The organism is Dactylosporangium sp. NPDC049140, assembly GCF_040648435.1.
The window spans coordinates 18,324-43,505 of the sequence record NZ_JBEZDS010000055.1 but is presented as its reverse complement, the minus strand read 5'-3'; the positions used below and the strand labels follow the sequence as shown (position 1 = coordinate 43,505).

At 72.5% G+C, this 25,182-nt stretch carries 21 protein-coding genes; 9 read left to right on the top strand and 12 right to left on the bottom strand.

The genetic code is table 11. From position 1 onward, the window contains the following. Positions 1–3: 3 nt before the first annotated feature. A complete protein-coding gene (locus tag AB0B76_RS49280; protein WP_360390131.1) occupies positions 4–1,875 on the bottom strand; it encodes a cellulase family glycosylhydrolase in 1,872 nt (623 codons plus the stop codon). Positions 1,876–1,942: 67 nt separating this feature from the next. Here AB0B76_RS49280 and AB0B76_RS49275 point away from each other — a divergent pair, with 67 nt between their 5' ends. Both AB0B76_RS49275 and AB0B76_RS49270 read left to right on the top strand, forming a co-directional pair. Beyond that, entirely contained in the window at positions 1,943–3,427 is a 1,485-nt protein-coding gene (locus AB0B76_RS49275) for a hypothetical protein (RefSeq protein ID WP_360390128.1), read from the top strand. Positions 3,428–3,438: 11 nt separating this feature from the next. Further along, positions 3,439–4,506 (top strand): hypothetical protein, encoded by a 1,068-nt coding sequence (locus AB0B76_RS49270; RefSeq protein WP_360390125.1) that lies wholly within the window; start codon positions 3,439–3,441, stop codon positions 4,504–4,506. Between the two features lie 3 nt (positions 4,507–4,509). Here AB0B76_RS49270 and AB0B76_RS49265 read toward each other — a convergent pair whose 3' ends face one another. Both AB0B76_RS49265 and AB0B76_RS49260 read right to left on the bottom strand, forming a co-directional pair. Beyond that, positions 4,510–4,992: a tyrosine protein phosphatase gene (locus AB0B76_RS49265; protein WP_360390122.1), complete on the bottom strand. Its 483-nt coding sequence runs from the start codon at positions 4,990–4,992 to the stop codon at positions 4,510–4,512. A gap of 634 nt (positions 4,993–5,626) precedes the next feature. Beyond that, positions 5,627–6,364, bottom strand: a complete 738-nt coding sequence (locus AB0B76_RS49260) for an NAD(P)H-binding protein (protein ID WP_360390119.1) — start codon at positions 6,362–6,364, stop codon at positions 5,627–5,629. 95 nt (positions 6,365–6,459) lie between these two features. On the opposite strand from AB0B76_RS49260, the gene AB0B76_RS49255 reads away from it, so the two are divergent. Beyond that, the gene (locus AB0B76_RS49255) at positions 6,460–6,912 is read left to right on the top strand and encodes an Rrf2 family transcriptional regulator (protein ID WP_360390221.1); all 453 of its coding nucleotides are present in this window, start codon (positions 6,460–6,462) and stop codon (positions 6,910–6,912) included. A 51-nt stretch (positions 6,913–6,963) separates the two neighbouring features. Here the strand turns inward: AB0B76_RS49255 and AB0B76_RS49250 are convergent, their stop codons facing one another. From AB0B76_RS49250 to AB0B76_RS49220, 7 genes are all read right to left on the bottom strand, one after another. Further along, positions 6,964–9,882 (bottom strand): glycoside hydrolase family 3 C-terminal domain-containing protein, encoded by a 2,919-nt coding sequence (locus tag AB0B76_RS49250; protein WP_360390116.1) that lies wholly within the window; start codon positions 9,880–9,882, stop codon positions 6,964–6,966. Between the two features lie 14 nt (positions 9,883–9,896). Then, the gene (gene yicI / locus AB0B76_RS49245; protein ID WP_360390113.1) at positions 9,897–12,227 is read right to left on the bottom strand and encodes an alpha-xylosidase; all 2,331 of its coding nucleotides are present in this window, start codon (positions 12,225–12,227) and stop codon (positions 9,897–9,899) included. A gap of 19 nt (positions 12,228–12,246) precedes the next feature. Further along, complete coding sequence (locus AB0B76_RS49240; protein WP_360390111.1) at positions 12,247–13,059, bottom strand: carbohydrate ABC transporter permease; 813 nt, start codon at positions 13,057–13,059, stop codon at positions 12,247–12,249. Continuing rightward, positions 13,056–13,928 carry a sugar ABC transporter permease gene (locus AB0B76_RS49235; RefSeq protein WP_360390108.1) on the bottom strand — a complete coding sequence of 291 codons (873 nt, stop codon included), beginning with the start codon at positions 13,926–13,928 and terminating at the stop codon, positions 13,056–13,058. Before AB0B76_RS49235 ends, AB0B76_RS49240 begins: the two co-directional genes overlap by 4 nt. Next, the gene (locus tag AB0B76_RS49230) at positions 13,928–15,235 is read right to left on the bottom strand and encodes an extracellular solute-binding protein (protein ID WP_360390105.1); all 1,308 of its coding nucleotides are present in this window, start codon (positions 15,233–15,235) and stop codon (positions 13,928–13,930) included. Before AB0B76_RS49230 ends, AB0B76_RS49235 begins: the two co-directional genes overlap by 1 nt. A gap of 219 nt (positions 15,236–15,454) precedes the next feature. Beyond that, positions 15,455–16,081, bottom strand: a complete 627-nt coding sequence (lipB, locus tag AB0B76_RS49225; RefSeq protein WP_360390218.1) for a lipoyl(octanoyl) transferase LipB — start codon at positions 16,079–16,081, stop codon at positions 15,455–15,457. Between the two features lie 31 nt (positions 16,082–16,112). Then, positions 16,113–16,961 (bottom strand): hypothetical protein, encoded by an 849-nt coding sequence (locus AB0B76_RS49220; RefSeq protein WP_360390102.1) that lies wholly within the window; start codon positions 16,959–16,961, stop codon positions 16,113–16,115. A 61-nt stretch (positions 16,962–17,022) separates the two neighbouring features. Between AB0B76_RS49220 and AB0B76_RS49215 the strand changes: the two genes are divergently transcribed. The 5 genes from AB0B76_RS49215 to AB0B76_RS49195 are packed head-to-tail and all read left to right on the top strand — an operon-like array spanning position 17,023 to position 21,972. Beyond that, positions 17,023–17,922, top strand: a complete 900-nt coding sequence (locus AB0B76_RS49215) for a trypsin-like peptidase domain-containing protein (RefSeq protein ID WP_360390099.1) — start codon at positions 17,023–17,025, stop codon at positions 17,920–17,922. A 40-nt stretch (positions 17,923–17,962) separates the two neighbouring features. After that, positions 17,963–18,952, top strand: a complete 990-nt coding sequence (locus AB0B76_RS49210) for a MoxR family ATPase (protein ID WP_360390096.1) — start codon at positions 17,963–17,965, stop codon at positions 18,950–18,952. 46 nt (positions 18,953–18,998) lie between these two features. After that, entirely contained in the window at positions 18,999–19,883 is an 885-nt protein-coding gene (locus AB0B76_RS49205) for a DUF58 domain-containing protein (RefSeq protein WP_360390093.1), read from the top strand. Beyond that, complete coding sequence (locus AB0B76_RS49200) at positions 19,880–20,869, top strand: VWA domain-containing protein (protein ID WP_360390091.1); 990 nt, start codon at positions 19,880–19,882, stop codon at positions 20,867–20,869. Before AB0B76_RS49205 ends, AB0B76_RS49200 begins: the two co-directional genes overlap by 4 nt. Further along, positions 20,869–21,972, top strand: coding sequence for a VWA domain-containing protein (locus tag AB0B76_RS49195; protein ID WP_360390088.1), 1,104 nt, complete (start codon positions 20,869–20,871; stop codon positions 21,970–21,972). Before AB0B76_RS49200 ends, AB0B76_RS49195 begins: the two co-directional genes overlap by 1 nt. On the opposite strand, the gene AB0B76_RS49190 is transcribed toward AB0B76_RS49195, so the two are convergent. Then, entirely contained in the window at positions 21,935–22,234 is a 300-nt protein-coding gene (locus tag AB0B76_RS49190; RefSeq protein WP_360390085.1) for a PASTA domain-containing protein, read from the bottom strand. The genes AB0B76_RS49195 and AB0B76_RS49190 overlap by 38 nt on opposite strands. A gap of 137 nt (positions 22,235–22,371) precedes the next feature. Between AB0B76_RS49190 and AB0B76_RS49185 the strand changes: the two genes are divergently transcribed. Further along, positions 22,372–24,690, top strand: a complete 2,319-nt coding sequence (locus tag AB0B76_RS49185) for a bifunctional diguanylate cyclase/phosphodiesterase (protein ID WP_360390082.1) — start codon at positions 22,372–22,374, stop codon at positions 24,688–24,690. Between the two features lie 71 nt (positions 24,691–24,761). On the opposite strand, the gene AB0B76_RS49180 is transcribed toward AB0B76_RS49185, so the two are convergent. Then, positions 24,762–25,154 carry a hypothetical protein gene (locus AB0B76_RS49180; RefSeq protein ID WP_360390079.1) on the bottom strand — a complete coding sequence of 131 codons (393 nt, stop codon included), beginning with the start codon at positions 25,152–25,154 and terminating at the stop codon, positions 24,762–24,764. Between the last annotated feature and the right edge of the window lie 28 nt (positions 25,155–25,182).

Genomic DNA, 25,182 nt, shown 5'->3' with positions numbered 1-25,182 from the left:
AAGTTACAGCGGGCGGCAGTACAGGGCCGCGGGGGCGCCGTTCGAGCCGACCCGGCGGGTGAAGGCGATGCCCGCCGCGTACTCGCCGTCGCCGCACTGCCCCTTGTAGTGCCCGGAGGCGAAGTCCCCGCCGGACGCGCCCGCCGGCCGGTTGTCGCCCCGGTCGAACCAGACCGTCCGGCCCCCGGACCCCGGCACCGGCGCCGGGGCGCACAGGGCGCTGGACACGGCGGCGCCGCGCACGGCGTACCCCACCAGGAACGACCCGTCCGGGCACTGCAGCTTGGTGTAGCCGCCGGCCCAGTCCGCGGTCACGAAGCGCTCGTCGGTGACGACCCGGGGTGCGGCCCCGGCCGGCCACGAGGGCGCCGGCCCGGCGTCGGTGCACAGGCCCCGGTTGCCGTCGCGGGCGAGCCCGGCCAGGCGCTGCCCGTCGGGGCAGGCGGCCTTGCGCGCGCCCGGGTCCCAGTCCGGCAGCGCCCGCATCCGCAGCGACTGCACGAAGTCGCCGTGGTCGGGGCTCAGCATCGACCAGCGCGGTACGGGATCGACGACGCCGGTGCGGCCGGGCGCGGCGACGAGCCGGTGCCAGTCCGCGGCCCGCCAGTCCCCGCCGTCGTCGATGCCGAGCAGGTGCCCGGCCCGGTCCCAGCTCAGCAGCGCCCAGCCGTTGCCGGTGCCGTTGTCCTGCCAGCCGGTCAGCGGCCAGTACGCGAAGTCGGTGTCGTGGGCGACGAGGAAGTCGACGAAGTTCGCGAACCAGGCGCGGCCCTTGGCGTCGGTACCGAACCGGCCGATGCCGAACTCGCTGACCCACAGCGGCGCCGTGTAGTGCCGGGCGGCCTCGTCGGCCACGAAGAAGGCCTGCTGCTCCAGCGTCGCGAACAGCTCGTCGCGACTCAGGTCGCGGTAGCGGGGGTCGCTGGTCTCGCCGACGCCGGTCGCGCCGCTGTGGTGCGGGCCGGTGTAGTCGTAGAAGTGCGCGGAGAGCACGAGCTTGCCGGAGCGCACGAGCTCCGGCGAGAGGGTGCGCACCGGCTCCAGGGTGGGCCGGCCGTGCGCGAACCCGTCGACGGGGATGCCGGTCCAGTTGATGCCTTCGACGACGATGAGCAGGTCGGGGTTCGCCTCGGCGAGGATGCGGTCGCCCAGGCCCTGGGCCGCGGCGAACCAGTCGTGGCCGTCGCCCGAGCCCCAGTTCGGGTCGTCCCACACCGAGCGGCGGACCTCGTTGTAGAGGTCGGCGCCGGCGACGCGGGCATTGTCACGGTACCGGCGGACCATGAAGAGCCAGTCGGACTGCCAGGCCTCGTCGGACTGGCTCGCGTTCCACCGCTCGTTGCCGTCGACCCCGCAGCACCAGCGGGTCGTGTTCGTGTGGTTGTTGAGGATCACCGCGAGCCCGGCCCCGGTGAGGGCGGCGACGACGGCGTCGTAGACCTGCAGCGGGGTCAGCCCAGAGAGCTCCGGGTTGGCCGCGATCGCCGCGTCGGCGACCGGGCGCTGGTCGTGCACCATCTCGTTGGAGAACGGCAGCCGGACGCTGTTGATCCCGGTCGCGGCGAACTCGGCGACCAGGGCGGGCAGCGGCACCCGGTCGAGGCCGAGCGGTACCCGCCCGGAGTTCTCCCCCGCGTGCTGGTTCGCGTCGGCCTCCGGGTCGCCGGAGCCGGTCCAGGTGCCGCTCGCGCCGTGCCAGTTGCCGGCCTTGAGCTTGAACCGGCGGCCGGCGGCGTCCACGATGTACCGGCCGCGGGTGCTCAGCGGCGGCGTCCACGAGGGCGTCGTTGACGGCTCCGCGGCGGCGCTCGCCGGTGGACTGATCGGCGTCAGTAGGCCCGCCACCAGGGCCGCGACGAGCAGGGCCGCCTTCATATCGATGAGCGTAGCTGAACCGGGGCCGGATTGGTGATTACGCCGGATCGCTGGTAAGACTCGGGGGGTGATCGTGCGCGGATGGTTCCGGGGCGCCCGGCGCTGGTGGCCGGCGGTCGCCGGGGCGATCGCGCTCGGCGCGGCCGCGGTCGTGACGCTGCCCTGGTCGGCGGCGGCCGCCGAGACCTCGATCCAGGACACCGCGCGGGGCACGGGCACCGGCCAGGTGCAGTTCTCGGCGGGCTGGCACTTCTGCAGCGGTACCTGCAGCAAGGCCAGCGACCGCAGCTACGTGTGGAGCGAGGTCACGGGCGCTACCGCCACGATCCGGTTCACCGGCCGGCAGATCAGCCTCTTCGGGGTGAAGGAGCCCTTCTCGTACATCGCGACGGCCTCCATCGACGGCGGCGTGCCGGCGGACGTCGACGAGTACGCGGCCACGGCCACGGCCACCGCGGTCAAGGTCTGGGTCTCCCCGTCCCTGGCCGACGGCCCGCACACCCTGGTGCTGCGCATGACGAACCGCAAGCACCCGGCCTCGGCCGGCGGCCGGTCGTTCACGTTCGACCGCGCCGACGTCCTCGGCGGCCCGGCGACCCCCGCGGCCCCGTCGCCGCCCGCGAAGGCCAAGGCGGCGCCCCCGCCGTCCTTGCCCGCGGCCACCAAGTCGGCGCCGTTCCCGCGCTCCGGCCGCGCGTCGGGGCTGCCGTGGTCCGACGGCGGGTACTTCCTGCACGATCCGGCCCAGGCCGACGCCTTCGCCGCCTGGCGCGGCCGCCCGGTGGACAACATCGTGGCGTTCCCCGCCCGCGAGACCTGGCCGCTGCTCCTGGACGAGTGGTGGGCCGACACGGTTCCGGCCTCGTTCCGCGCGACCTGGGACGACTTCATTGTGGCGGTACCCCTGTGGACCGACGACGGCAACGCGGGGACCGACGCGGACTGGCGCACCCTCGCGGCCGGGATCGCCGCCGTGGACGGCGACGCCTACGTGCGCCTCGGCTGGGAGATGAACTGCTGCACGTCCCTGGCCACCGACGCGGCCGCGTGGCGGGCCCAGTTCACCCGGGCGGCGGGCCTGCTCAAGGCGGCCGCGCCGGGCCTGCGCATCGTGTTCAACCCGAACGAGGGCGCGAGCGAACCGAACCTGGTCGCGGACGCCTCGACGCTGTTCGTGGACGGCCTGGTCGACGTCGTGGCGATCGATGCCTACGACTGGTACCCGGCGTACAGCACGTCGGATGTGCACTTCACCAAGCGGTACGGCTGGAACTGGTGGTACGACTTCGCCCAGTCCAAGGGCCTGCCGTTCGCACTGGGCGAGTTCAGCGTGGCGACCGGCGACCCGGGCGCGGGCGGCGACGACCCGGCGTACTTCACGAAGGTCTACCACTGGCTGTCGGCCAAGCAGACGGCGCGGCCGGGCTCGATCGCCTTCGTGTCGCTGTTCAACGAGCCGGACACCTACTGCCAGTGCAACGTGTACCCGACCACCCCGAACCCGGCCGCCGCGGCCCGCTACCGCGAGCTCGTCAACTCCCTCACCGGCTGAAGGCGGCGTACGTGACCGACTACGGGATGCTGCTGCACGCGTACGGTCGCGCCCTCGACACTCCGGCCCACCTGACCGCCCTGACCGGCACGGACCCCGACGCCCTGCACGCCGCGCAACAGCACCTGTGGGGCGCGATCATCCACCAGGGCACCCCGTGGACCGCGACCCCGCCGGCGGCCCTGGCGGTCGCGGCCCTGCTCGGCGACGTGCCCGACCCGGCGGTACGCGCCAACCTGCTCAACTTCCTCACCGCGGTCGCGCATGCGGCCCAGCCGGGCCTGGACCTGACCGGTTTCGTGGAGCCGCCGGACGCCGACGCGCGCATAGCCGCCGCCCTCGAGGCCGACGACGACGAGACGATCTACGGCGAACTCGGTGACACGGTGTACGCCCGCGCGATCGCCGGCTGCCGCTCGGTCGTCCCGGCGCTGCTGGCCACGGCGCGGGCCGCCTTGGCCGATGCCGATGCGACGGTACGCGCTGCGGCGGCCGCCACCATCGCCGCCTGCGCCGCGGCCCTGCCGCCCGGCACCGCGAGCCCGGCCGAGGCACTCACGGCCCGGGCCGCGGACGCCGCCGCCGCCGACGCCGACGAGCGGGCGGCGCTGGTTCTGGCCATGGGCGACCTGGGCCTGTCCCCGCGCGCCTTCCTGTCGGACCCTCACCCGGGCGTGCGAGCCTGCGCGGCCCTGGCCCCGGCCCTGGCCGACGACGAGGCCGCGACGGAGGAGATCCTGACCGCCCTGGCGAACCCGGCCGCGATCGACACCTGGTTCACGGTCAAACCGCCCCAGTTCCCGCAGCGCGTGCGCTTCCCCTTGATCGCCGCCGCCGTGGCGCGCGTGCCGGACCCGTCACGGCTGCTGGAGGCCGCGCTGGCGCTGGCCCCGATCGCGTCGATCCACACGGCGCGCAGCGACTGGGGCGTCCTGCTGAAGGCCCTGCCACCGGAGCAGCGTGCCGCGTACCTGCGCGCGCTGGCGGCCAACGAGGACCTCTGGGATCCCGGGAACGGCAGTGCCGGCCTGGTCTTCCGCGAGGCGGGCCTGGCGTACGAGCGCACGGCGTACCTCTGACCTTCAGCTGAGGAGCTTGGTCGGCCATTCGCGCTGTGCGGGGCTATCGGGGACGGCGTGACCACGGGCCAGTTCGAGCCGTTGCCAGGCTTGTTCTGCCGCGAGGCCGTTGAGGACGAGGATGCCGGCGGCGAGCAGTGATGCGCGGCCGATACCGAACCGGCAGTGGGTGACGATGTGATCGCCGGCACGGAGTCGCCCGGCGAGCCGCCGCAGCTCGGGCAGGACGGCGACCGGATCGGGGACGTCACGGTCGGGGATAGGGACGGACACGAACTCCAGACCGGCGTCTCTGGCAGCGTCGGGTTCCTCGGTGAGGTCCACTTCGTGGAGTTCGGCGGTGGTGAGCGCGCACACGAGGATGTCGACGCCGGCCGCGCGCAGTGCGGTCAGCTCGTCGGTGAGCCAGTCGCCGCCGCGGGGTTTGGCCATGGTGCTGAGCCGCCCGGGGCCGGGCTGGTCGATGGTGAACAGGGTGGGGCGCATCTGCTTTTGCTTTCCCGTTGAAGGGACGACGGTCAGGGCCAACGCTCGGCCGGGTTCGGCGCGCGGTGGGCGTGGCGCGGGCCCGGCCGGTGCGGCGTTGCCGGCGAGCCCGCCGAGGAGTTCGTCCGAACCGGCCCGGCGCGCACTTGCCCAGCACCCGCCCGAACCGCCCCCCACAGCCGCCGACCAGCAACGCCAGCCCGGGCATCGCCCGGCGACGGCGGCGATGGTGAGGCCGCCGACTTCAGAGGCAAGGAAGCCGCCGACGTCAGGGCAAGTAAACCCCGAACCGCCGTTCCGGCGAACCGGCCGAACCGGCGATGTCAGGGCACCCAGACCACGAGCAGCCGAGCCCCGAGTCGCCGAATCAGCCGAGCCCCCGAGCCGACCAACGCGACGAACCGACCAGCCGACCAGGTCAGGGGCAAGATCGCGAGCCGTCTCGCGGTTACCCGCGCGTACGAGCCGCGAAGTCGACCCCAACCCCGCCCAGCCGGACCAAACCCCGCGAGAGCCGAGAATCCGCCCGAGACCCCACGCCCGCCGTGCCGTTCCGTTGTCCAAGACGGTACCCGTCCCGGAAAAGTCCGATCTTGGCGAAAACGCGGAGGGTTACAACCGTAGAGACCCTGAGTCAGCGCGACGCCAGCCATTCGTTGTACGTGATCTCGCCGATGTGGGCGCCCGGGGCCGTTACCAGGGAGTCGTCGGTGATCACCGCGCCGAAGTACGGGGCTGTCGCGTCCGTCACCACCGTCTGGGTTGACGTTACGGCTCGGCGGACGAAGTCGTCCAAGCCGATTTTCTCCGGGCCGCCCAACTCTACGATCCCCTTCGCCGGCTCGCTCTGCACGGCGTCGGCCAGCGTTGCCGCCACGTCGTCCGCCGCTACCGGCTGCAGCTTGGCCGGGGTCAGGTGCAGCGCGCCGTCCGGGCCCGCCGACGACGCGGCGATGCCCGCGGCGAACTCGAAGAACTGCGTGGCCCGCAGGATGGTGTACGGCACCGGGCCCGCCGCGATGAGCCCCTCCTGCGCGACCTTCGCCCGCAGGTACCCGCTGTCCGGCTCGCGGTCCGCGCCCACGATCGACAGGGCCACGTAGTGCCCCACGCCCGCCCGGGCCGCCGCGGCCAGCAGGTTCGTGGTCGACTTCGTGAAGAACGCGAGGACGTCGTCGGGGGCGAACGACGGCGAGTTGGTGACGTCCACGCTCACCGCCGCGCCCACCAGGACCTCGTCCAGGCCTACGCCCGCGATGGTGTCCACGCCCGAGCTCGGTGACGCCGACACCGCCTCGTGGCCGGCCTGCTCCAGCAGGGCGATCAGCTTGCGGCCGATGAGCCCCGTGCCGCCGAAGACGACAACCTTCATGACTGTGACCTCCCGAGTAACTCGGACAACTTTTATCCGAGAACAACTCTACTCGGACACCGCCTGTCCGAGTCAAGTACGATGGGCGGGTGAAGATGTCGGGCGGCGTCGAGTGGGCGCTGCACTGCTGCGTGGTGCTGACCGCGGCGCCGGAGCCCGTGCCCGCGGCACGCCTGGCCGAGCTGCACGACGTCTCGGGCAGCTACCTGGCCAAGCAGCTGCAGGCCCTCGCCCGCGCCGGGCTGATCCACTCGGTGCAGGGCCACTCCGGTGGCTATGCGCTTACCCGGGATCCGGCGAATATCACCGTGCTGGACGTCGTCACGGCGGTCGACGGGGCGCGGCCGGCCTTCGTGTGTACCGAGATCCGCCAGCGCGGCCCGCTGGCCACCCCCGCCGAGGCATGCACGGCGCCGTGCCCCGTGCATCGCGCGATGATCGCCGCCGACGAGGCCTGGCGCGCGGCCCTGCGCGACGTCACCATCGCGGACCTGGCGAGAGACGTCGGGGCGGGCGCGTTCGACGGAGTACGAAGGTGGCTGCAGTAGCGAGGGATAGGGCCGGCGCCACCCCACACGCGACGCCGGCCCCGGTTCACATCAGCGCAGCGAGAAGGTCGACAACCGCGCGGAGCCGCCGAACACCAGGTACACGTCGTGCCGCCCCGACACCCGGGGCAGCCGTGCACTGACGTCGGCATAGGTGTACACGTCCGCGGTGGCCGGAAGGTTCACCGTCGCCAGCAGCCGGCCCTGCACGGGATCGTCCAGCCGCACCTGCAGCGTCGTCCCCGGGCCCGCGGCGCGGGCGGCAAAGGAAGAACCACGCAGCTCGGCGTCGGCGTAGCGCAGCCACTGCCCGGACCCGGTCGCCGCGACCGCGGTACCGGACGTCTTCGACTCGTCCACGAGCGTCGTGCCCGAGTACGCGTCGAAGTTCGCGGCCCGCACCGAGCGCAGATCCCGCGGCGGGATCGTCTCGCCGCGCACCCGCAGCTGCGCGGTGGCCCGGATGTCGGCCGAGGAGGCGCCCACAAGGATGTCGTGCGTCGCGTCCTCGACGACCCAGCGGTCCCGGGTCACGTCCCAGAACCGCAGATCCGTCGCGGCCAGACTGAAGGTCACCCGTTTCGTCTGACCGGCCTCCAGGTGTACCCGCTGAAAGCCCCGCAACGCCTTGACGGGCTGGGGCACCCGGGACTGCCGCTGGTGCGTGTAGAGCTGCACGACCTCGTCGCCGGCCCGGGTCCCGGTGTTGGTGACGTCGAGCGTGACCTGCACCGTGCCGCGGTCGTCCATCGCGGGCGCGCTGAGCTGGACGCGTCCATAGTGGAACGTGGTGTACGACAGGCCGTAGCCCATCGGGTAGAGCGGGTCCACAGTGGAGTACTGGTAGGTTCGCCGGGAGCCGATGATGTCGTAGTCCATGATGGACGGCAGCTCCTCGGCGGTGCGGTACCACGTCTGGGTCAGCCGGCCGGCCGGGTTGCGGTCGCCGTAGAGCACGTCGGCGAGCCCGTGCCCGGTCTCCTGCCCGGCGTGGCTGGTCCACAGCAGGGCCGGGGCGTTGGCCTGCTCCCAGTTCAGCGCGGTCGGGTAGCTGTTCTCGACGACCACGACGGTGTTCGGGTTCGCGGCCTTGACCGCGCGCACGATCGCCTCCTGCCCGGCGGCGAGCTCGAGGTCGGTGCGGTCGTGGTCCTCGCGCCCGTTGATGAACGGCATGGAGCCGACCACGACCACTGCCGCGTCGGCGCCCTTGGCCGCGGCGGCGGCCGCGTCGACGCCGGAGCTGATCACCTCGCGGGTGAACTCGGTCGCGGTGTCGGCGGTGGCGGCCCCGAGGTTCAGGGTGCCGTCCGGCTGGACGACGACGTACGGGTTGCGGTACGACGGCGCCCAGTCGAACACCGACTCGTAGCCGGCGTAGCGCAGCACGACGTTGCCGTCGGGGCGGGGCTCCAGCTTGAACTGCTGCTGGACGAACCAGCCGTTGGGCTGGGCCTGGTCGGCGACGAAGCCGGACCAGTTGTAGCCGACGGTCTTGCCGTTGGCCGCGTTGCGCAGGGTGACGATCCCGGCGCCCCAGTCGAACACGTCGTACTGGGCGCCGGCGGTCGCGCTCGCCTCGGTGGCCGCGAGCAGGCCGCTGTCGCCGACGACGTACCGGCCGGTGCCGGCCTGCCTGAGCGCGATGCGGTCGACGCCCTCGCTGAACGCGACCTGCGAGCGCTCGGCGATGCCCTGCCGGGGGGTCACGGCGTAGGGGGCGGCGCCGCCGTACCAGTCGCTGTAGACGGTGTCGGCGAGGGGGCCGACGACGGCGACCTTGCCGCCCGGGCGCAGCGGGAGGACGCCGGAGTTCTTCAGCAGTACCGCCGACTCCGCCACGCTCTGACGGGCCAGCCGCTGGTTGTCGGCCACGGACGGGGTGACCCGGCCGAAGGGTCCGCCGCCGGGGTCGAACTCGCCGAGGCGGAAGCGCAGCCACAGGTTCTGCTTCACGGCGTCGTCGATGTCGGCGACGGTGAGCAGCCCCTGGTCCAGCGCGGTGTGGATCGCGGCGACGGTCGCGGCCGGGTTGGTGTTGTCCTGGGTGAAGCTGTTGAGGCCGGCCTTGACGGCGGCGGCGTCGGCCTCGGCCTGGGTGGCGAAGTAGTGCTCGGAGCCGGTGAGGTTGCCGGGCGCGCCGGCGTCGCTGGGGTTGAACAGCGGGTACCGGCTCCAGTTGCGGATCGCGTCGAGATCGGGGTTGACCGTGTTGGGGCGGCCGTTGACGAGGTTGTAGGAGGGCATCACGCCGGTGGCCGCGCCGGCCTGCAGCGGGATGCGGAAGGCGGTCTCGTCGTACTCGTGCAGCACGCGGGGCGGCACCGACGCCGACGCGGTGTCGCGGTGGGCCTCGTTGTTGTACGCGAGGTAGTGCTTGAGGGTCGGGGCGGTCTTGAGGTACAGGGGGTCATGGCCGGACAGGCCGCCCGCGTACGCGACGGCGAGCTGTCCGGTGAGCCACGGGTCCTCGCTGTAGCCCTCCTCGTTGCGGCCCCAGCGCGGGTCCCGCAGCGGGTTGACGACGGGCGCCCACAGGTTGAGGCCGAACACGTCGGGGTTGCTCGCGTGCAGGCCGCGGGCCTCGTCGCCGACCGCGGAGCCGACGCGGTCGAGCAGCGCCGGGTCCCACGTGCTGGCCAGGCCGATCGCCTGCGGGTACTGCGTCGCCGGGGCGGTGACGACGTTGCCGTTGTCGTGGTAGTCGTTGGACCAGGCCACGCCGTGCAGGGCCTCGGTCCCGGCCTTGAACAGCCCGATGCCCAGCCGTGGGATGGCGGGCTGGTACTGGTGCAGCAGCGAGATCTTCTCGTCGAGGGTGAGCCGGGCGACGAGGTCGTCGACCCGGACCGCCATCGGCAGGCGGGGGTTGCGGAAGGCCTCCGGTGGGGGTGCCGCCCCGGCGCCGGTGGGCGCCAGGGCGGGGGCGAGTAAGACGGAGAGGGTCGCGACGATCAGTCGCCTGTGCATGCGGTGCCTCCCAGCTAATGGAGGTGCACTATCACCTGTTCCGTGTCGGCGTCCGCCTCGATGAGAACGCCGGTGGACTCTGCGCCGGCGGGAGCCAGCCGGCCGGCGTCGACGGTCGCCACCGTGGCGACGCCGGCCAGCTGCACCCGCCAGGGCGCCGCGCTCCCGCCGCGGCGCACCTCGACGACGGATCCGGTCCGGCGCACGGTGAACGTGGCGGCGGGCCGGCCCTGAGGGGTCGGGACCTCGACGGTGGTGCTCGCCCCGTCGGCGAGCTCGTAGACGCGCAGCGTCACCCCGTCGGCGTACTCGTAGTCGGGGCGGTCGTCGTGCGCCCCCAGTGCGACGACCGAGCCGGGCCGGACGAGCACCGGCAGGTCGCCGATCCCGTACCGGCGCCGGACCCAGCCCGGCCCGGTCAGCACCTCCCCGCCGCGCAGGTCCGTCCAGCGGCCCTCGGGCAGGTAGAACGTGATGTCGCCGTCGGCGCTGAACACCGGGGCGACGAGGATGGAGTCGCCGAGCATGTACTGGCGGTCGAGGTGCGAGCACGCCGGGTCGTCCGGGAACTCCAGCGCCATCGGCCGCAGGACCGGCACCCCTTCGCGGTGGGCGGTGACGGCGGCGGCGAACAGGTACGGCATGAGCCGCGCCTTGAGCCGGGTGAACTCCCCCAGCACCGCCACGGCATCGTCGCCGAAGAGCCACGGCACCCGGTAGGACTCGTTGCCGTGCAGCCGGCTGTGCGAGGACAGCAGCCCGAACGGGATCCAGCGGATGAACACCGCGGGGTCGGGGGTGCCCTCGAAGCCGCCGATGTCGTGGCTCCAGAAGCCGAACCCGGACATCGCCAGGGACAGCCCGCCGCGCAGGCTCTCGGCCATCGACGGGAACGTGGAGGAGCAGTCGCCGCCCCAGTGGACCGGGAACTGCTGGCCGCCGGCGGTCGCGGAGCGGGCGAAGAGCACGGCGTCGCCCTCGCCGCGGTGCTCGCGCAGCACCTCGAAGACGGCCTCGTTGTACAGGTGCGTGTAGTAGTTGTGCATGCGTACCGGGTCGGAGCCGTCGTGCCAGACGACGTCGGTGGGGATGCGCTCGCCGAAGTCGGACTTGAACGCGTCGACGCCGAGGTCGAGCAGGGCCCGCAGCTTGCCCTGGAACCAGGCCTTCGCCTCGGGGTTGGTGAAGTCGACCAGGCCCATGCCGGCCTGCCAGCGGTCCCACTGCCAGACGTCGCCGTTGGCGTAGGTGACCAGGTACCCGGCCGCGGCGCCCTCGGCGAAGAGCGCGGAGCGCTGCGCGATGTACGGGTTGATCCACACGCAGATGTGCAGGCCCTTGGACTTGAGCCGGTCCAGCATCCCGGCCGGGTCCGGGAACGTGTCCTTGTCCCACTCGAAGTCGCACCAGTGGAACTCGCGCATCCAGAACGTGTCGAAGTGGAACACCGACAGCGGCAGGCCACGCTCGGCCATGCCGTCCACGGCGGCCGTGACGGTGGCCTCGTCGTAGTCGGTGGTGAACGACGTGGACAGCCACAGCCCGAACGACCAGGCGGGCGGCAGCGCCGGGCGGCCGGTGAGCGCGGTGTACTTGCGCAGCACGTCCTTCGGCGTCGGCCCGTACACGACCAGGTACTCCAGGACCTGCCCGGGCACGCTGAACTGCACCCGCGACACCGCCTCGGAGCCGACCTCGAACGAGACCGGGCCCGGGTCGTTGACGAACACGCCGTAGCCGCCGCTGGTGACGTAGAACGGCACGTTCTTGTACGCCTGCTCGCTGCTGGTGCCGCCGTCGGCGTTCCACACGTCGACGGTCTGGCCGTTCTTCACCAGCGGGCCGAAGCGCTCGCCGAGGCCGTAGACGGTCTCGCCGACGCCGAGCTCGAGCTGCTCGCGCAGGAAGTGGCCGTCGCCGGTGGACAGCGCGGCCATCGCCTTGCGCGGGCTCGCGGTGAGGACCCGGCCGCCGGCCGTGAACTCCAGCCGCCACTCGTCGCCGAGGGCGAAGCGGGCCGAGAGCTCCCCGGAGGTGAAGGTGGCGTGCTCCTCGTCGCGGGTCACCTTCGGCGAGGCGGCGGGATCGGCCTCGATGCGGAAGTGCGGGCCGCGGTCGACGCCGCCGGCGTACCGGGTGATGCGCACCGCGATCACGTCCGGGGCCGGGGCGGTGCACTGCACGGTCAGCAGCGGCATGTTCAGCGTGTCCCCGCGCTCCGCGATGCGCTTGGCCGGCGCGTAGACCGTGAGCCGGTCGGAGCGCAGGTCGACGTCGCGGACGTGCACGGGGTACTGCGGCTCGACGCCGGGGCGCAGCAGCCAGTACCCGTCGGTGAACTTCATGTGCGCTCCATCGTTGTACTCATTTGACCGCTCCCGCCGTGACGCCCCGGGTCAGGGTGCGCTGGAAGACGAGGAAGAACAGCACCGCGGGCAGGATGCCCAGCAGCGCGGACGCGCTCGTCGCGGTGGCGTCGAGGTCGTGCTCGCCCTGCAGCAGGGCGAGCGCCAGGGGCACGGTCTGGTTGCTGTTGGAGACGAGGAAGACGAGCGGGATGAACAGCTCGTTCCACGTCCAGATGAAGAAGAACGTGAACAGCACCGCGAGGGTCGGGCGGCTGACCGGGGCGACGATGCGCACCAGGGTGCGCAGCCGGCCGGCGCCGTCCATCGCGGCCGCGTCCAGCAGCTCCGGCGGGAACTCGGCCAGGACGGAGGAGAGCAGGAACGTGCCGAACGCGCTCTGGATCGCGGTGAAGATGATGATCACCGCGAGCTGGGAGTCGTACAGGTCGACCTGGGTGGCGATGTGGTACAGCGGGTAGATGAGGCTCTCCTGCGGCAGCAGGTTCGCGACCAGGAAGGCGGCCAGGAACCAGCGGCGGCCGCGCACCCGGCCGATGCCCAGCGCGTAGGCGTTCAGCAACGAGAAGCCGACGCCCAGCACGGCCACGGAGCCGGAGATGACGGCGCTGTTGAGCAGCGTCTGGCCGAAGTCGGCGCGGATCCAGAAGGCCTTGATGCCCGCGAACGACACGTGGGTGGGCAGGGCCAGCGGGCCGACGGCGGCGTAGTCCTGCGGCGTCTTGACCGCGTTGATCAGGATCAGCGCGAACGGGGCCAGGACGAGCAGGATGACGACGAGCAGGGCGGCGAGGACGGCGTACTTCCTCATCGCGACTGCACCCGGATGAAGGCGAACGTCAGCGCGACGATGAGCACCGCCAGGACCGTGGAGATGGCCGAGGCGTAGCCGACGTTGGCGTTCTGGAAGTAGTTCTGCCACGCGAAGTACGAAGGCACCATCGTCGCGTTGCCCGGGCCGCCGCCGGTGAGCACGAAGATCTGGGCGAACACCTTCAGCGCGGCGATCGTGGTGGTGATGAGCACGACGCCGATCTCGGGCCGGATCTGGAACAGTGCGATGCGGCTGAAGCGCTGCCACCAGCCGGCCCCGTCGAGCGCGGCGGCCTCGTAGAGCTCGGGGTCGACCCGCTGCAGGCCCGCCATGAACATGACGACCGGGTAGCCGATCTGCACCCAGATCATGACGGCCATGACGGTGTACAGCGCGTAGTGCTCGTCGCCGAGCCAGTTGCGCGCCAGCGAGCCCAGCCCCACCTTGTCGAGGATGGAGTTCAGCACGCCGTAGTTCGGGTGCAGGATCCAGCCCCACACGATGCCGGTGACGGCCAGCGGCAGCACCTGGGGCAGGTAGAAGCCGGAGCGCAGCGCCCGGGCGGTGCGAGCACCCAGGCGCGGCGCGACGTAGTCGAACAACAGGGCGGCCAGGAACAGGCCGAGCAGGGTCGGCACCACCGCCATCGCGATGATCATGAACGCGATGTTCTCGAAGGACTTCCAGAACCTGTCGTCGTGCAGCAGCCGGTCGTAGTTGGCCAGGCCGGTCCAGCGTGGGGTGCCCACGCCGGACCACTCCGTGAAGCTCGTGCCCACCGTCATGAGCAGCGGTACCGCCACGACGAGCGCAACCAGGAGGAAACCCGGGACCAGAAACGGCCAGTAGCCCTTGCGTTGGGTCATCACTTGCCGACGTTCGCCAAGTTGTCGTTGTAGGGCTTGGCGATCTCGTCGAGGACCGCGTCCGGCTTGGCCGAACCGTTGATGAGCTTCTGGGCGCCGGCCACGAGCACGTCGTAGTAGGCGGGGGCCGGCCAGTCCGGGTAGAAGGCGAGGCCGTCCTGCTTCGAGATGGCCTCGTAGTTGGCGATCAGCTCCTTGCTCTTGGCATCGGTGATCTTGTCGGTCTGGGCCGCGACCGGGATGCCGCCGGAGTTGCCGAGCAGGTTCTGGATCTCGGGCTTCATCGTGATGTCGATGAAGTCGTACGCCAGCTGCTTGTTCTTCGCCTTGGCCGGCACGACCCAGAGGTTGCCGCTGGAGCCCGGGTACAGCTTGCTGCCGGGGAACAGGAAGGTGCCCCACTGGAACGTGGTGGCCTCCTTGACCAGCCGGCCGTACCACCAGCTGCCGGAGATCATGATCGGGGACTTCTGCTGCTCCCAGGCCTGGCCCATGTCCTCGGCCTTGATGCCGGCCGAGTTCTTGTCGATGTAGCCCTTCGCGACCCAGTCGGCGAAGGTGTTGGCCGCGTAGGTCCACTGCGGGCCGTGGAAGTCCACCTTGTTCTTGTACAGCTGGTAGTCCTCGACCCAGGAGCGGTCGGCCTTCGACAGCGCCAGCGAGTACAGGATCTGCTGGGCCGGGTATTCGGCCCCGCCCATGCTGATCGGGGTGACGCCGTTGGTCCTGAACGTCTGCATCGCGGTCTCGAGCTGCTCGAGCGTCGTCGGGACCTGGATGTTGTACTTCGCGAAGAGGTCCTTGTTGTAGTACACCATCACGTACTCGGCGTAGTTGGGCACGCCGAACCACTTGCCGCTGCCCATCACGCCACGGGTGTCGTACCGGGCGGTGGTCGCGAGGCCCGGCGTGAGCGCCTTGCTCCAGCCGCGCTTGTCGGCCTCGGCCGAGACGTCGGTGAGCAGCCCCTGCTTGGACAGCAGGCCGGCGCTCGCGTTGCCCTTGTTGTACTCCATGACGTCCGGCGCGTCGTTGGAGTTGAGGATCATGCTGGCGCTCTGCCGGATCTGCTCGAAGCTCTTCTCCTCGAACGTGACCTTGACGCCGGGGTGGGAGGCCTCGAACTGCTTGATCGCCTCGTTCCAGGCGATGCCCATGGCGCTCGTCGCGCCCTCGTAGTGCCAGAGTTTCAGGGTCTTGCCGTCGCCCTGGGCCTGGTCGTCGCCGCCGCCACAGGCGGCGAGCGAGCCGGTCAGCGCGAGTATGGCCGCTGCGGCTACAGCGGCGCTGCGGATACGCGTGAACACGTCTGCTCCTGATGTGGAGTGGGGCACGGCGGGGGTGGCGCCGTGTGCGGGTGCGCAGTCGGTCCGATGGTCGTCAGGGGGCGCTTCGCGGCTTCCGATGGGGTTTGTTCGAAATCCTGTCGAAGCGCTTCGACACGCAAACTACGAACTCGCGGGCGGCTTGTCAACAGTGAAGAACCCGCCCCCAGGTGCACCGGGGTGCGATCAGGAAACTTCCAGCTACTGCGCGCCGAGCCGCCGGGCGACCGCGTCGCGCACCCCGGCCAGGTCCGGGACCGGCTGCCCGGTGTCCGCGGCGATCCGGCGCAGCGACGTCATCGTGACCCCGTCGAGCCGGCAGGCCACGAACCGCTCGTACACGCCGAGGTCCGAATCGACGTTGAGGGCGAACCCGTGGCTGGTGACGCCGCCCCGGATGCGCATCCCGATCGACACGAGCTTGTGGTGCTCCGGCGTCCACACCCCGACGAGGCTGTCGGCCCCCTTGGGCGTGTCCCGCCGCACCGCCGCGAACCCGAGGTCGCCGAGCGCGTCGATGAGCGCCAGCTCGAGCCAGCGCACCACGTCGCCGGGGCCACCCTCGCGCAGGTTCATCACCAGGTACCCGACGAGCTGCCCCGGCCCGTGGTAGGTCGCGTGCCCGCCGCGGTCGACCTCGACGACCGGCAGCGAGCCGTCCTGCGGCAGGTCGGACAGCGCGGTGTGCCGCCCGTAGGTGACGACGGCCGGGTGCGTGAGCAGGAACAGCCGGTCGGGCGCCGAGCCGGCCTGCCGCTCGGCGACCCAGCCCCGCATCGCCTCGGCCGCCTCGGCGTACTCGACCTCGCCGAGGTCCACCCGCACCATCTTCGCCACGGGTCCATTGTTCCGCGCCCGCTCAGGGGCGGGTCAGAGATACCGCACACACCTGGCGCGAGGGGCCCGGGCGGGGCGTCCACACCGCGATGCCCGTGCCCGGCAGCAGCAGCGCGGCCTCCTCCTCCGCGACCTCGTGGCCGGCCGCGACCAGCGCCTGGCGCACGTCGGCCACGGTCCGGGGCCGCGACGGCAGCAGGTTGACGCCGTCGAGCAGGACCGCCCCGGCCCGGGCCACGGTGATGCGCTCGGTGAGGCCGGCGAAGTCGTACCCCACCGTGAGGCCCTCGTCGAAGAAAGAGTCCCCGGCCGGGTACCCGACCAGGGCCACCCCGCCGTTGCGCGTCGCGCGCACCTCGTCGCGGTGGGTGCCCAGGGCCAGCGCGGTGAGGCCCTCGCCCGGCCGCACGGTGTAAGAGGTCAGCGGCGGCGCGGCCGCGGGGCCGGCGTCGAACTCCTCGATGCGGGTGCCCGCGCGGCGCGGCGCGTACGCGGTCACGATGTCGACCGCGCCGGACTCCACCGAGAGCAGCGCGGCGCCCCCGGCCACGGACCAGCCGGAGTCGTCGCGCGCGACCGGGACGCCGGCCGCGCGGAGGGCGGCGAGCACGTCGCGGGCGCGCCCGTGCAGCGGCACCCCCAGGTGGTGCACGCCGACGGGTTCGTGGATCTCGATGCAGTACAGGCCCTCGTCGGGCGAGCAGGTCAGCTGCACGCCGTCGGGGTAGTCGTCGGTGAGGTCCACCGCGTCGGGCCCGCGCCGGAAGGGCCGGCACGATCCGCGAGCGGCGCGCAGTTCCCCGCGCGGGGTGCCGAACCGCAGCGGGCCGATGCCGAGACCGGGCGCCACCCACCAGTTACGCTCCTCCATACCCTGGCACTGTAGAGCGCGCTCTTACCGTTCTCCGAGTTACCGGGGCTATCTTGGGCCCATGCGCCCAGCCGGGAAGCCCGTGCAGTGGGCCGGCCCCGAGGTGAGCATCATCGCGGAACCCGGCCCGAAGAGCCCAGAGCCCGCCGAGAAGCCCGAGGACGCCGCCGGGCGGCCGGGCCGGGCCCCCGTGGCGCTGACCCGCCGTGACCTCGCCATCGGGGTCGGCGTGGTGGTCGTGGCGATCGTGGCGACCGGCGTGCTCGCGTTCCGGGCCGGCGGCTCCGGCGCGGCCCCCACCGCCACCCGCCCGTCCGCGGCGGCCTCGCCGAGCGCGTCCGGCCCGCCGACGACGGCGCAGATCTACCAGGCGGTGGCCCCGTCGGTGGTGACGATCGAGACGACGCTGGGCGACGGCGGCGCCACCGGCACCGGCGTGATCGCCAACGCCCAGGGCACCATCCTGACGGCGTTCCACGTGGTCAAGGGCGGCACCGCGATCAAGGTCCGCTACGCCGACGGCACCGAGTCGGCGGCCGAGGTCTCCGGGTCCAACCCGGAGCTGGACATCGCGACGCTGACCCCGGCCGACCTGCCCGACGTGCTCGTCCCGGCGGTCATGGGCAACTCCGGGCGGATCGCGGTCGGCAACGACGTCGTGGCCATCGGCAACCAGCTCGGGCTGACCGGCAGCACCACCACCGGGGTCATCTCCGGGCTCAACCGCACCGCGGCCAACCCTGACGGCACGAAGCTGGCCGGCCTGATCCAGTTCGACGCGGCCGTCAACCCGGGCAGCTCGGGCGGGCCGCTGGTCAACGCCAAGGGCGAGGTCATCGGGATCGTGGTCGCCCTGGCCAACCCCACCTCCGCGGGCACCTTCGTCGGTGTGGGCTTCGCGGTGCCGATCGGCGCGGCCCTGGGCTCGACGGGGCCGGGCGAGCCGGGCCCCGAGCAGTAACGGCTGAACCGGGAACGGACCAACCGAGGTAAGGAAGAGCATGGACGTACCGAACGCGACCGCCGTCGAGCAGGTGCTCTACGAGGTCCGCAAGACCATCGTCGGGCAGGACGGGCTGCTGGAGCGGCTCATGGTCGCCCTGCTCAGCCGCGGCCACATCCTCGTCGAGGGCGTCCCCGGCCTGGCCAAGACGCTCGCGGTCAAGGCCCTCGCGGCGGCCATCGGCGGGCAGTTCCACCGGGTGCAGTTCACCCCCGACCTGGTGCCGGCCGACATCGTCGGGACGCGGGTCTACCACCAGCCCTCCGGCGAGTTCCAGGTCAGCCTCGGCCCCGTGTTCACCAACCTGCTGCTCGCCGACGAGATCAACCGGGCCCCGGCGAAGGTGCAGAGCGCCCTGCTCGAGACCATGCAGGAGCGGCAGGTCACCATCGGCCGCGAGACGCACCACATCCCGAAGCCGTTCCTGGTCATGGCCACCCAGAACCCGATCGAGTCCGAGGGCACCTACGCACTGCCCGAGGCCCAGGTCGACCGGTTCATGATGAAGGTCCTGGTGGGGTACCCGAGCCCGACCGAGGAGTTCGTGATCGTCGAGCGGGCCATCCTGCCCGAGGCGGTCACCCAGGCCGTCGTCGACCCCGAGCGGCTCATCGAGATGCAGCGCCAGGTCGACGAGGTGTACGTGGACCCGTCGCTCATCGAGTACTCGGTGCGGCTCACCAACGCCACCCGCAACCCGGCCGACGTCGGGCTCGGCGACCTGACCCGGTACGTCACCTTCGGCGCCAGCCCCCGCGCCTCGATCAACCTGGTGCTGGCCGCGCGGGCGCTCGCGTTCATCCGCGGCCGCGACTACGTGGTGCCCGAGGACCTGCACGAGCTCGCCCCCGACGTGCTGCGCCACCGCCTGGTGCTGTCCTACGAGGCGCTCTCCGACGACGTCACCGCCGACATGGTCGTGGCCCGGGTGCTGGCCGCGGTAAACGTGCCGGCCCCCACGCCGGCCCGGAGCGTCGGCCGCCCATGAGCGGTACGGAGCGAAGCGGAGTGGCCGTTCATCAGAGGCTCAGGCCGTGACCACGGCCGCCGACCGCCTGCTGCGCCGCCTGGAGTGGCAGGTGCTGCGCCGCCTCGACGGGCAGCTGCAGGGTTCGTACCGCACGGTGTTCCGCGGCACGGGGATCGACTTCGCCGACGTGCGCGAGTACACGCCCGAGGACGACGTCCGGCACATCGACTGGAACGTGACGGCCCGCCTCGACGAGCCGTTCGTGCGCCAGTACACCGAGGACCGCGAGCTCACCGCCTGGCTCGTGCTGGACCTTTCGGCGTCCATGCGGGTGGCCGGCGCCGGGTCCTCCAAGGACGGGACGCTGACCGAGCTCGCGGTCAGCCTGGCGCGGCTGCTCACCTACGGCGGCAACCGGGTCGGGGCGATCCTCTACGACAACGCGAAACAGCTCGTGCTGCCGCCCCGCGCGGGCCGGCCCCATGTGCTGCGCATCGCCCACGAGATCGGCAAGGCCTCCGGGGGTACCCCCGAAAAGGGCGCAACCGACCTCGGCGCCATGCTGCGGCTCGCCGCCTCGACCGCCCGCCGGCGGGGTCTGGTCTTCGTCGTGTCCGACTTCATCGGCGAGGGCTGGGAGCCGGAGCTGACCCGGCTGACGTTCCGCCACGAGGTGATCGCGATCCGGGTCGTCGACCCGGTCGAGCTCGACCTGCCCGACCTGGGGCTGGTCGTGGTCGAGGACGCCGAGACCGGCGAGCAGATCCTCGTCGACACCGGCGACCCGCAGTTCCGCCTGCGGCTGCGCGCCGAGGTCGACGCGCGCGAGGCGGGCGTGGCCGCGGCGATGCGCCGCTCCGGCGTGCGCGGGCACGTGGTCACCACCGACGAGGACCCGCTGGAGGCGCTCGTCGCCATGGTCCGCGACGCGAAGCGCAGGCGCCGATGACGTTCCAACATCCGATGCTGGTGGTGGTCGCGGTGGTCGCCGCAGCCGCGCTGTTCTTCGTGTACTTCCGCGCGCACCGCCGCCCGGGACTCAATTACACAGGCCCCGTCGGTAAAGACGCGGTCGGCCGGTCGCGGTTTGTTGCACGGTCGGCGCTGCGCCGGCACCTGCCCCAGGTGCTGTTCCTGACCGCGGCGGCCCTGCTGCTGCTCGCCGTCGCGCGCCCGGCGGCCACGCTGCCGGTCGCGCGCGCCGCCGGCACCGTCATCCTCGCCTTCGACGTCTCCAACAGCATGAAGGCCCAGGACGTGCCGCCGAGCCGCCTCGACGCCGCGAAGTCGGCGGCGACCGAGTTCGTCAAGGCCCAGCCGGACAGCGTGAACATCGGCATCGTCGCCTTCGACCAGGGCGCGCTCACCACCCAGCAGCCCTCCGCGGACCACGACGCCACCGCCGCCGCGATCAAGCGCCTGCAGGTCAACGGCGGCACCTCGCTGGGCCAGGCGATCCTCGCCTCGCTCACCGTGGTCGTCGGCAAGCCCGTGAGCCTGCCGGGCGAGGACACCGGCGGGGCGGCGCCCGACATCGGGTACTTCGGCAACGCCACGATCGTCGTGCTCTCCGACGGCGAGGACACCGGCGGGCCCGACGCCCTCGCCGCGGCGAGCCTGGCCGCGAAGGCCGGGGTGCGCGTCGAGACCGTCGGCGTCGGCACCGTCGAGGGCGCGACCGTCGAGGTCGACGGCTACCAGGTGGCGACCTCGCTCAACGAGGACCTGCTCACCCAGATCGCGCAGACGACGGCCGGCAACTACCACCGGGCGGAGAACGCGCAGGCCCTGCACGACGTGTACCAGTCGCTGGACCTGCGGCTGACGACCGAGCGCAAGCCGGTCGAGCTGACCGGGGCGGCCGCGGCGATCGCCGTGCTGCTGCTCACCCTCGGGGGCATACTGATGACCACCTGGTTCGGACGGATCCTCTGATGTCGCTGACCTGGCCGTGGGCCCTGTGCATCCTGCTGGCGTTCCCGCTGCTGCTGGCCTACCGGTGGTGGAGCCGCCGCCGGCGCCGCAAGGTGGCCGTGACCCTGTCCAGCGTGGCGCTCGTGCGCGCCGCGCTGCCCGGCCGCTCCTCGTGGCGCCGGCGCATCCCCCTCGCCCTGCTGGCCGCCGGCATCCTTTTCGCCGGTACCGCCGCCGCCCGCCCCCAGGCGTCGGTGGTCGTGCCCGACGAGGCCGCGACAATCCTGCTGGCCGTCGACGTCTCCGGCTCGATGTGCTCCACCGACGTCGACCCCAACCGGCTCAGCGCGGCGCAGAAGGCGGCCAAGGAGTTCATCGCCGACCACGAGGGCGGGGCGAAGATCGGCCTGGTCGCCTTCTCCGGCACCGCGGGCCTGCTGGTGCCGCCGACCACCGAGAAGGACAAGCTCACCAAGGCGATCGACGGCCTGCGCACCTCCCGCGGTACCGCCATCGGCCTGGCCATCCTCGCCTCGATCGACGCCATCGCCGAGATCAACCCCGACGTCCCCCCGACCGGCGTGGAAGTGCCCGACAACGGCGGCGCCAAAGGCGCGGACAGCGGCGACTACGAGCCCGACACGATCGTCGTGCTCACCGACGGGCGCAACACCGACGGCGTGGACCCCATCACCGCCGCCGAGCAGGCCGCGGCCCGCCGCCTGCGCGTCTACACCATCGGCTTCGGCACCGACCAGCCCTCGCCGATGGTGTGCTCCAGCAACCAGATCGCCGGGGACCAGAGCTTCCGGGGCGGTCCGGGCGGCGGGGGCTTCGGCTTCGGCGGGCGCGGCCGGTTCCAGGACATGGACGAGGAGACGCTGACCAAGGTCGCGGAGATGACCGGGGCCAAGTACTTCAAGGCCGACAACGCCAAGGCCCTCGGCGACGTCCTGCGCGACCTGCCCAGCCAGGTGACCCTGCAGCACAAGAAGACCGAGATCAGCGTGTGGTTCGCCCTCGCGGGCGCGCTGCTCGTGCTCGCCGCCGTGGCCCTGGCCCAGTGGTGGGCGCGGCCTCGACCGGCTACGGGCAGCCCTTCTCCGGAGCCGCGCCGATCGTGATCAGAACCCGGGTGCCCAGCGGGACGATCCGGCCGCCCGCGGGGTCCTGGGCCAGCACGACGTCGATGTTCGCGCAGTCCACGGCGGTGTCGGCGGCGACGCCGAGGCCCGCCGTCTTGAGGATCTTCACCGCGTCCCGGTCGTTCAGGCCGACCACGTTGGGGACCTTGACCCGCAGGTCGGGCGGGGCCGGCGCCGCCAGGGCAGGGGTGGCCACGAACACGAGGGCGGCCCCGAAGGCCGCCGCGATCAGTTTCTTCATGCCGGTGAGTCTGGGGACCGGCCCTGAGACCGCGCTGACATCGACGAGTGCCGCCTTGACGCGGGGCTGATGCGCCGGGTCTGAACGGAACGTTCGGGTGAGATCCGGTACGCAACCGGCACGATATTCTTCCCAGCGTGACGCGGGAGGCCCGGCGCTATGTGCTCGCCGCCGCCGTGGTGGCCGCCCTCGGCATCGTGTGGTGCGTGGCGTACCTGACCGTCGGCGCCGGCACCGAGGCGATCGCGTACGCCTTCGCGCCCCTCGGCGGCGTGTTCGCCACCGTGGCCGTCCACCGCCTCCTGGGCACCAGGGGCCTGCCGCCGGTCGCGCGCCGGTTCTGGCGCACCATGCTCGCCGCGGTCGTGCTCATCTCGTCCGGGTACGCCTGGTTCGCCGCCGACATCCTGGTGCACTACCGCGAGGCCGGCACCCGTTCCATGCCCCTGCCGGCCGCCGCCTGCGCCGCGATCGGGTTCCTCATCGCCATCTGGGCCATGATCCGCGTGCCCGTCGTCCCCGCCGAGGGCGTCGAGTGGTGGCGGATGCTGCTGGACCGCGCCATCGGCTTCCTCGGCTGCGCGGTCGTGCTGTGGTACGCCGGGCTGGCCCCCATGATCGACGCGGCCGACCCGTGGAGCCCGCAGGCGATGGTGCTCACCGGCCTCGGGCTGCTCGTCGCCCTCGGCGCGGCCACGAAGGTGTCCTACGTCGCCGGCGGGCCCGTCGACCGCGACGCGATCCGGCTCATGGCGGCTGCCGGCGGCGTCACCGCCGCGATCGTCACCGTGATCGCGGTGCGGCTCGGCCCGGCCGGCAGCGTGCCCGCCCAGGCCATCGTGATGCCGCTGACCCCGCTGCTGGCCACCCTCGCCGTCCTGGCCCAGGCGCGCGCCGACCTCGGGCCGCGCCGCGCCCCGGGCCGCGGCGGGGTGGTGCTGCCCTACCTCGCCGTCGCCGCGGCCGACGTCCCGCTCGTCGCCGTGGCGCTCGGTGCGCCGCTGAGCTGGCCCAGCCGCGTGGTCCTGCTCGCCGCGGTGCTGGTCACGGTGCTGGTGACGCTGCGGCAGTACCTCGCGTTCCGGGAGAACGTCCGGCTGCTGCACAGCACGCGGGTGCAGGAGGAGCGGCTGCAGTACGAGGTCAGCCACGACGGGCTCACCGGCCTGGCCAACCGCGCGCTGTTCCGCGACCGGCTCGCCGCCGCCCTGGCCGCGGCCGAGCCCGCCCACGTGCTGCTGGTCGACCTCGACGACTTCAAGACGGTCAACGACCTGCTCGGCCACGGCGTCGGCGACGAGCTGCTCGTCTCCGTCGCCCGGCTGCTGCGCGCCGAGGCCGGCCCGCACGGGCTGCCGGTGCGCGTCGGCGGCGACGAGTTCGCGGTGCTGCTCACCGGGGCCGAGCCCGAGGCCCTCGCCGCCCGCCTGCTCGCCGCGCTCGACCAGCCGCTCAGCGGGCACCGCCTGCTCGTGCAGGCCAGCATCGGCATCGCGGCCGCCGGGCCCGGCGCGACCGTCGACTCGGTGCTGCGCGACGCCGACGTCGCCATGTACACGGCCAAGCAGCGGGGCAAGGCCGGGTTCGTGCGGTACGCCGACGGCATGGGCGAGCCGGTGCTGGCCCACATGCAGCTGGGCGGCGAGCTGCGCCGGGCGCTGGACCACGACGAGTTCCGCGTGGTGTACCAGCCGATCCTGCGCCTCGAGGACCGCCGCGTCGTCGGCGTGGAGGCCCTCGTGCGCTGGCAGCACCCGACCCGCGGCACGATCGGCCCGGCCGAGTTCATCCCGGCCGCCGAGCGCACCGGCCTCATCGTGCCGCTGGGCCGGTTCGTGCTGCGCGAGACCTGCCGGCAGGCCGCCCGCTGGCGCGCCGAGTTCGGCCCCGGCGCCCTGCTCGAGGCCGGCCTCAACGTTTCCGCGCGCCAGCTGCACGACCCCGACTTCGTCGCCGACGTGACCGCCGCCCTGGCCGACACCGGCCTGCCGTACGAGCACCTGGTGCTGGAGGTGACCGAGTCGGCGGTGCTGCGCGGCCAGCAGGTCTCGCGCACGCTGCACGAGCTCGACCGCCTCGGCGTCCGGCTCGCCCTCGACGACTTCGGCACCGGCGAGTCGTCGCTGAGCCTGCTGCGCGCCTTCCCGGCCGCCATCGTCAAGCTGGACAAGTCGTTCGTGGACGGCATCGAGATCGACGACGGGCAGCCCGCGGCCGCCGACGCCCGCCAGGCCGTGGCCCGCGCGGTGATCCAGCTGGCCCGCGCCTTCGGGCTCGACACCGTCGCCGAGGGCGTGGAGAGCGCCGAGCAGGCGGCGGTCCTGCGCGAGCTGGGCTACACCCTCGGGCAGGGCTACCACCTGGCCGAGCCGCTCACCGCCGACGGCGTGTCGCGCCTGCTCGCCCGCCAGCAGCCGGCGTCGCCGGCCCGGGCCCTGTCCGGAATTGATGGATAGGTCTCCGGACCCGCGGCGACCTGCCGCGATCTACGCGCGCCGGGCGCGAAAACCGGATGAGAATCCGGACATCAGCCGCCGTTCACCGCCGACCACCCGATGAACACGAGCAGCAGGGCGGGCACCAGCAGCCCGTAGGCGGCGGTGCGGTCGAGCAGCGGCTTGCCGGGGTCGAGCGTGTGCTCGTTGCGCGCGGCCGAGGGCTCCGGCAGCCGCGCGACCCGCGCGCGGCGGGCCGTGTTGAGCACGAGCACGCCCGCGGCGGCGAACACCGACAGCAGCCCCCACCAGCCGCGCAGCAGGGTGTCGGCGCTCATGTCGCGGTAGGCGGCCAGCCCGCAGTCCCGGCAGAACGGCCCGTCGACCCGCGAGAACCGCATCAACACGACCATGCCCCGATGCCCGTGGAACCGCACGTCGGCGGCGGGCATCCGATGGCAGATCCGGCAGGACAATTCGGACATGATGCGTTCAGCTCCGTTGGGCTCGCGG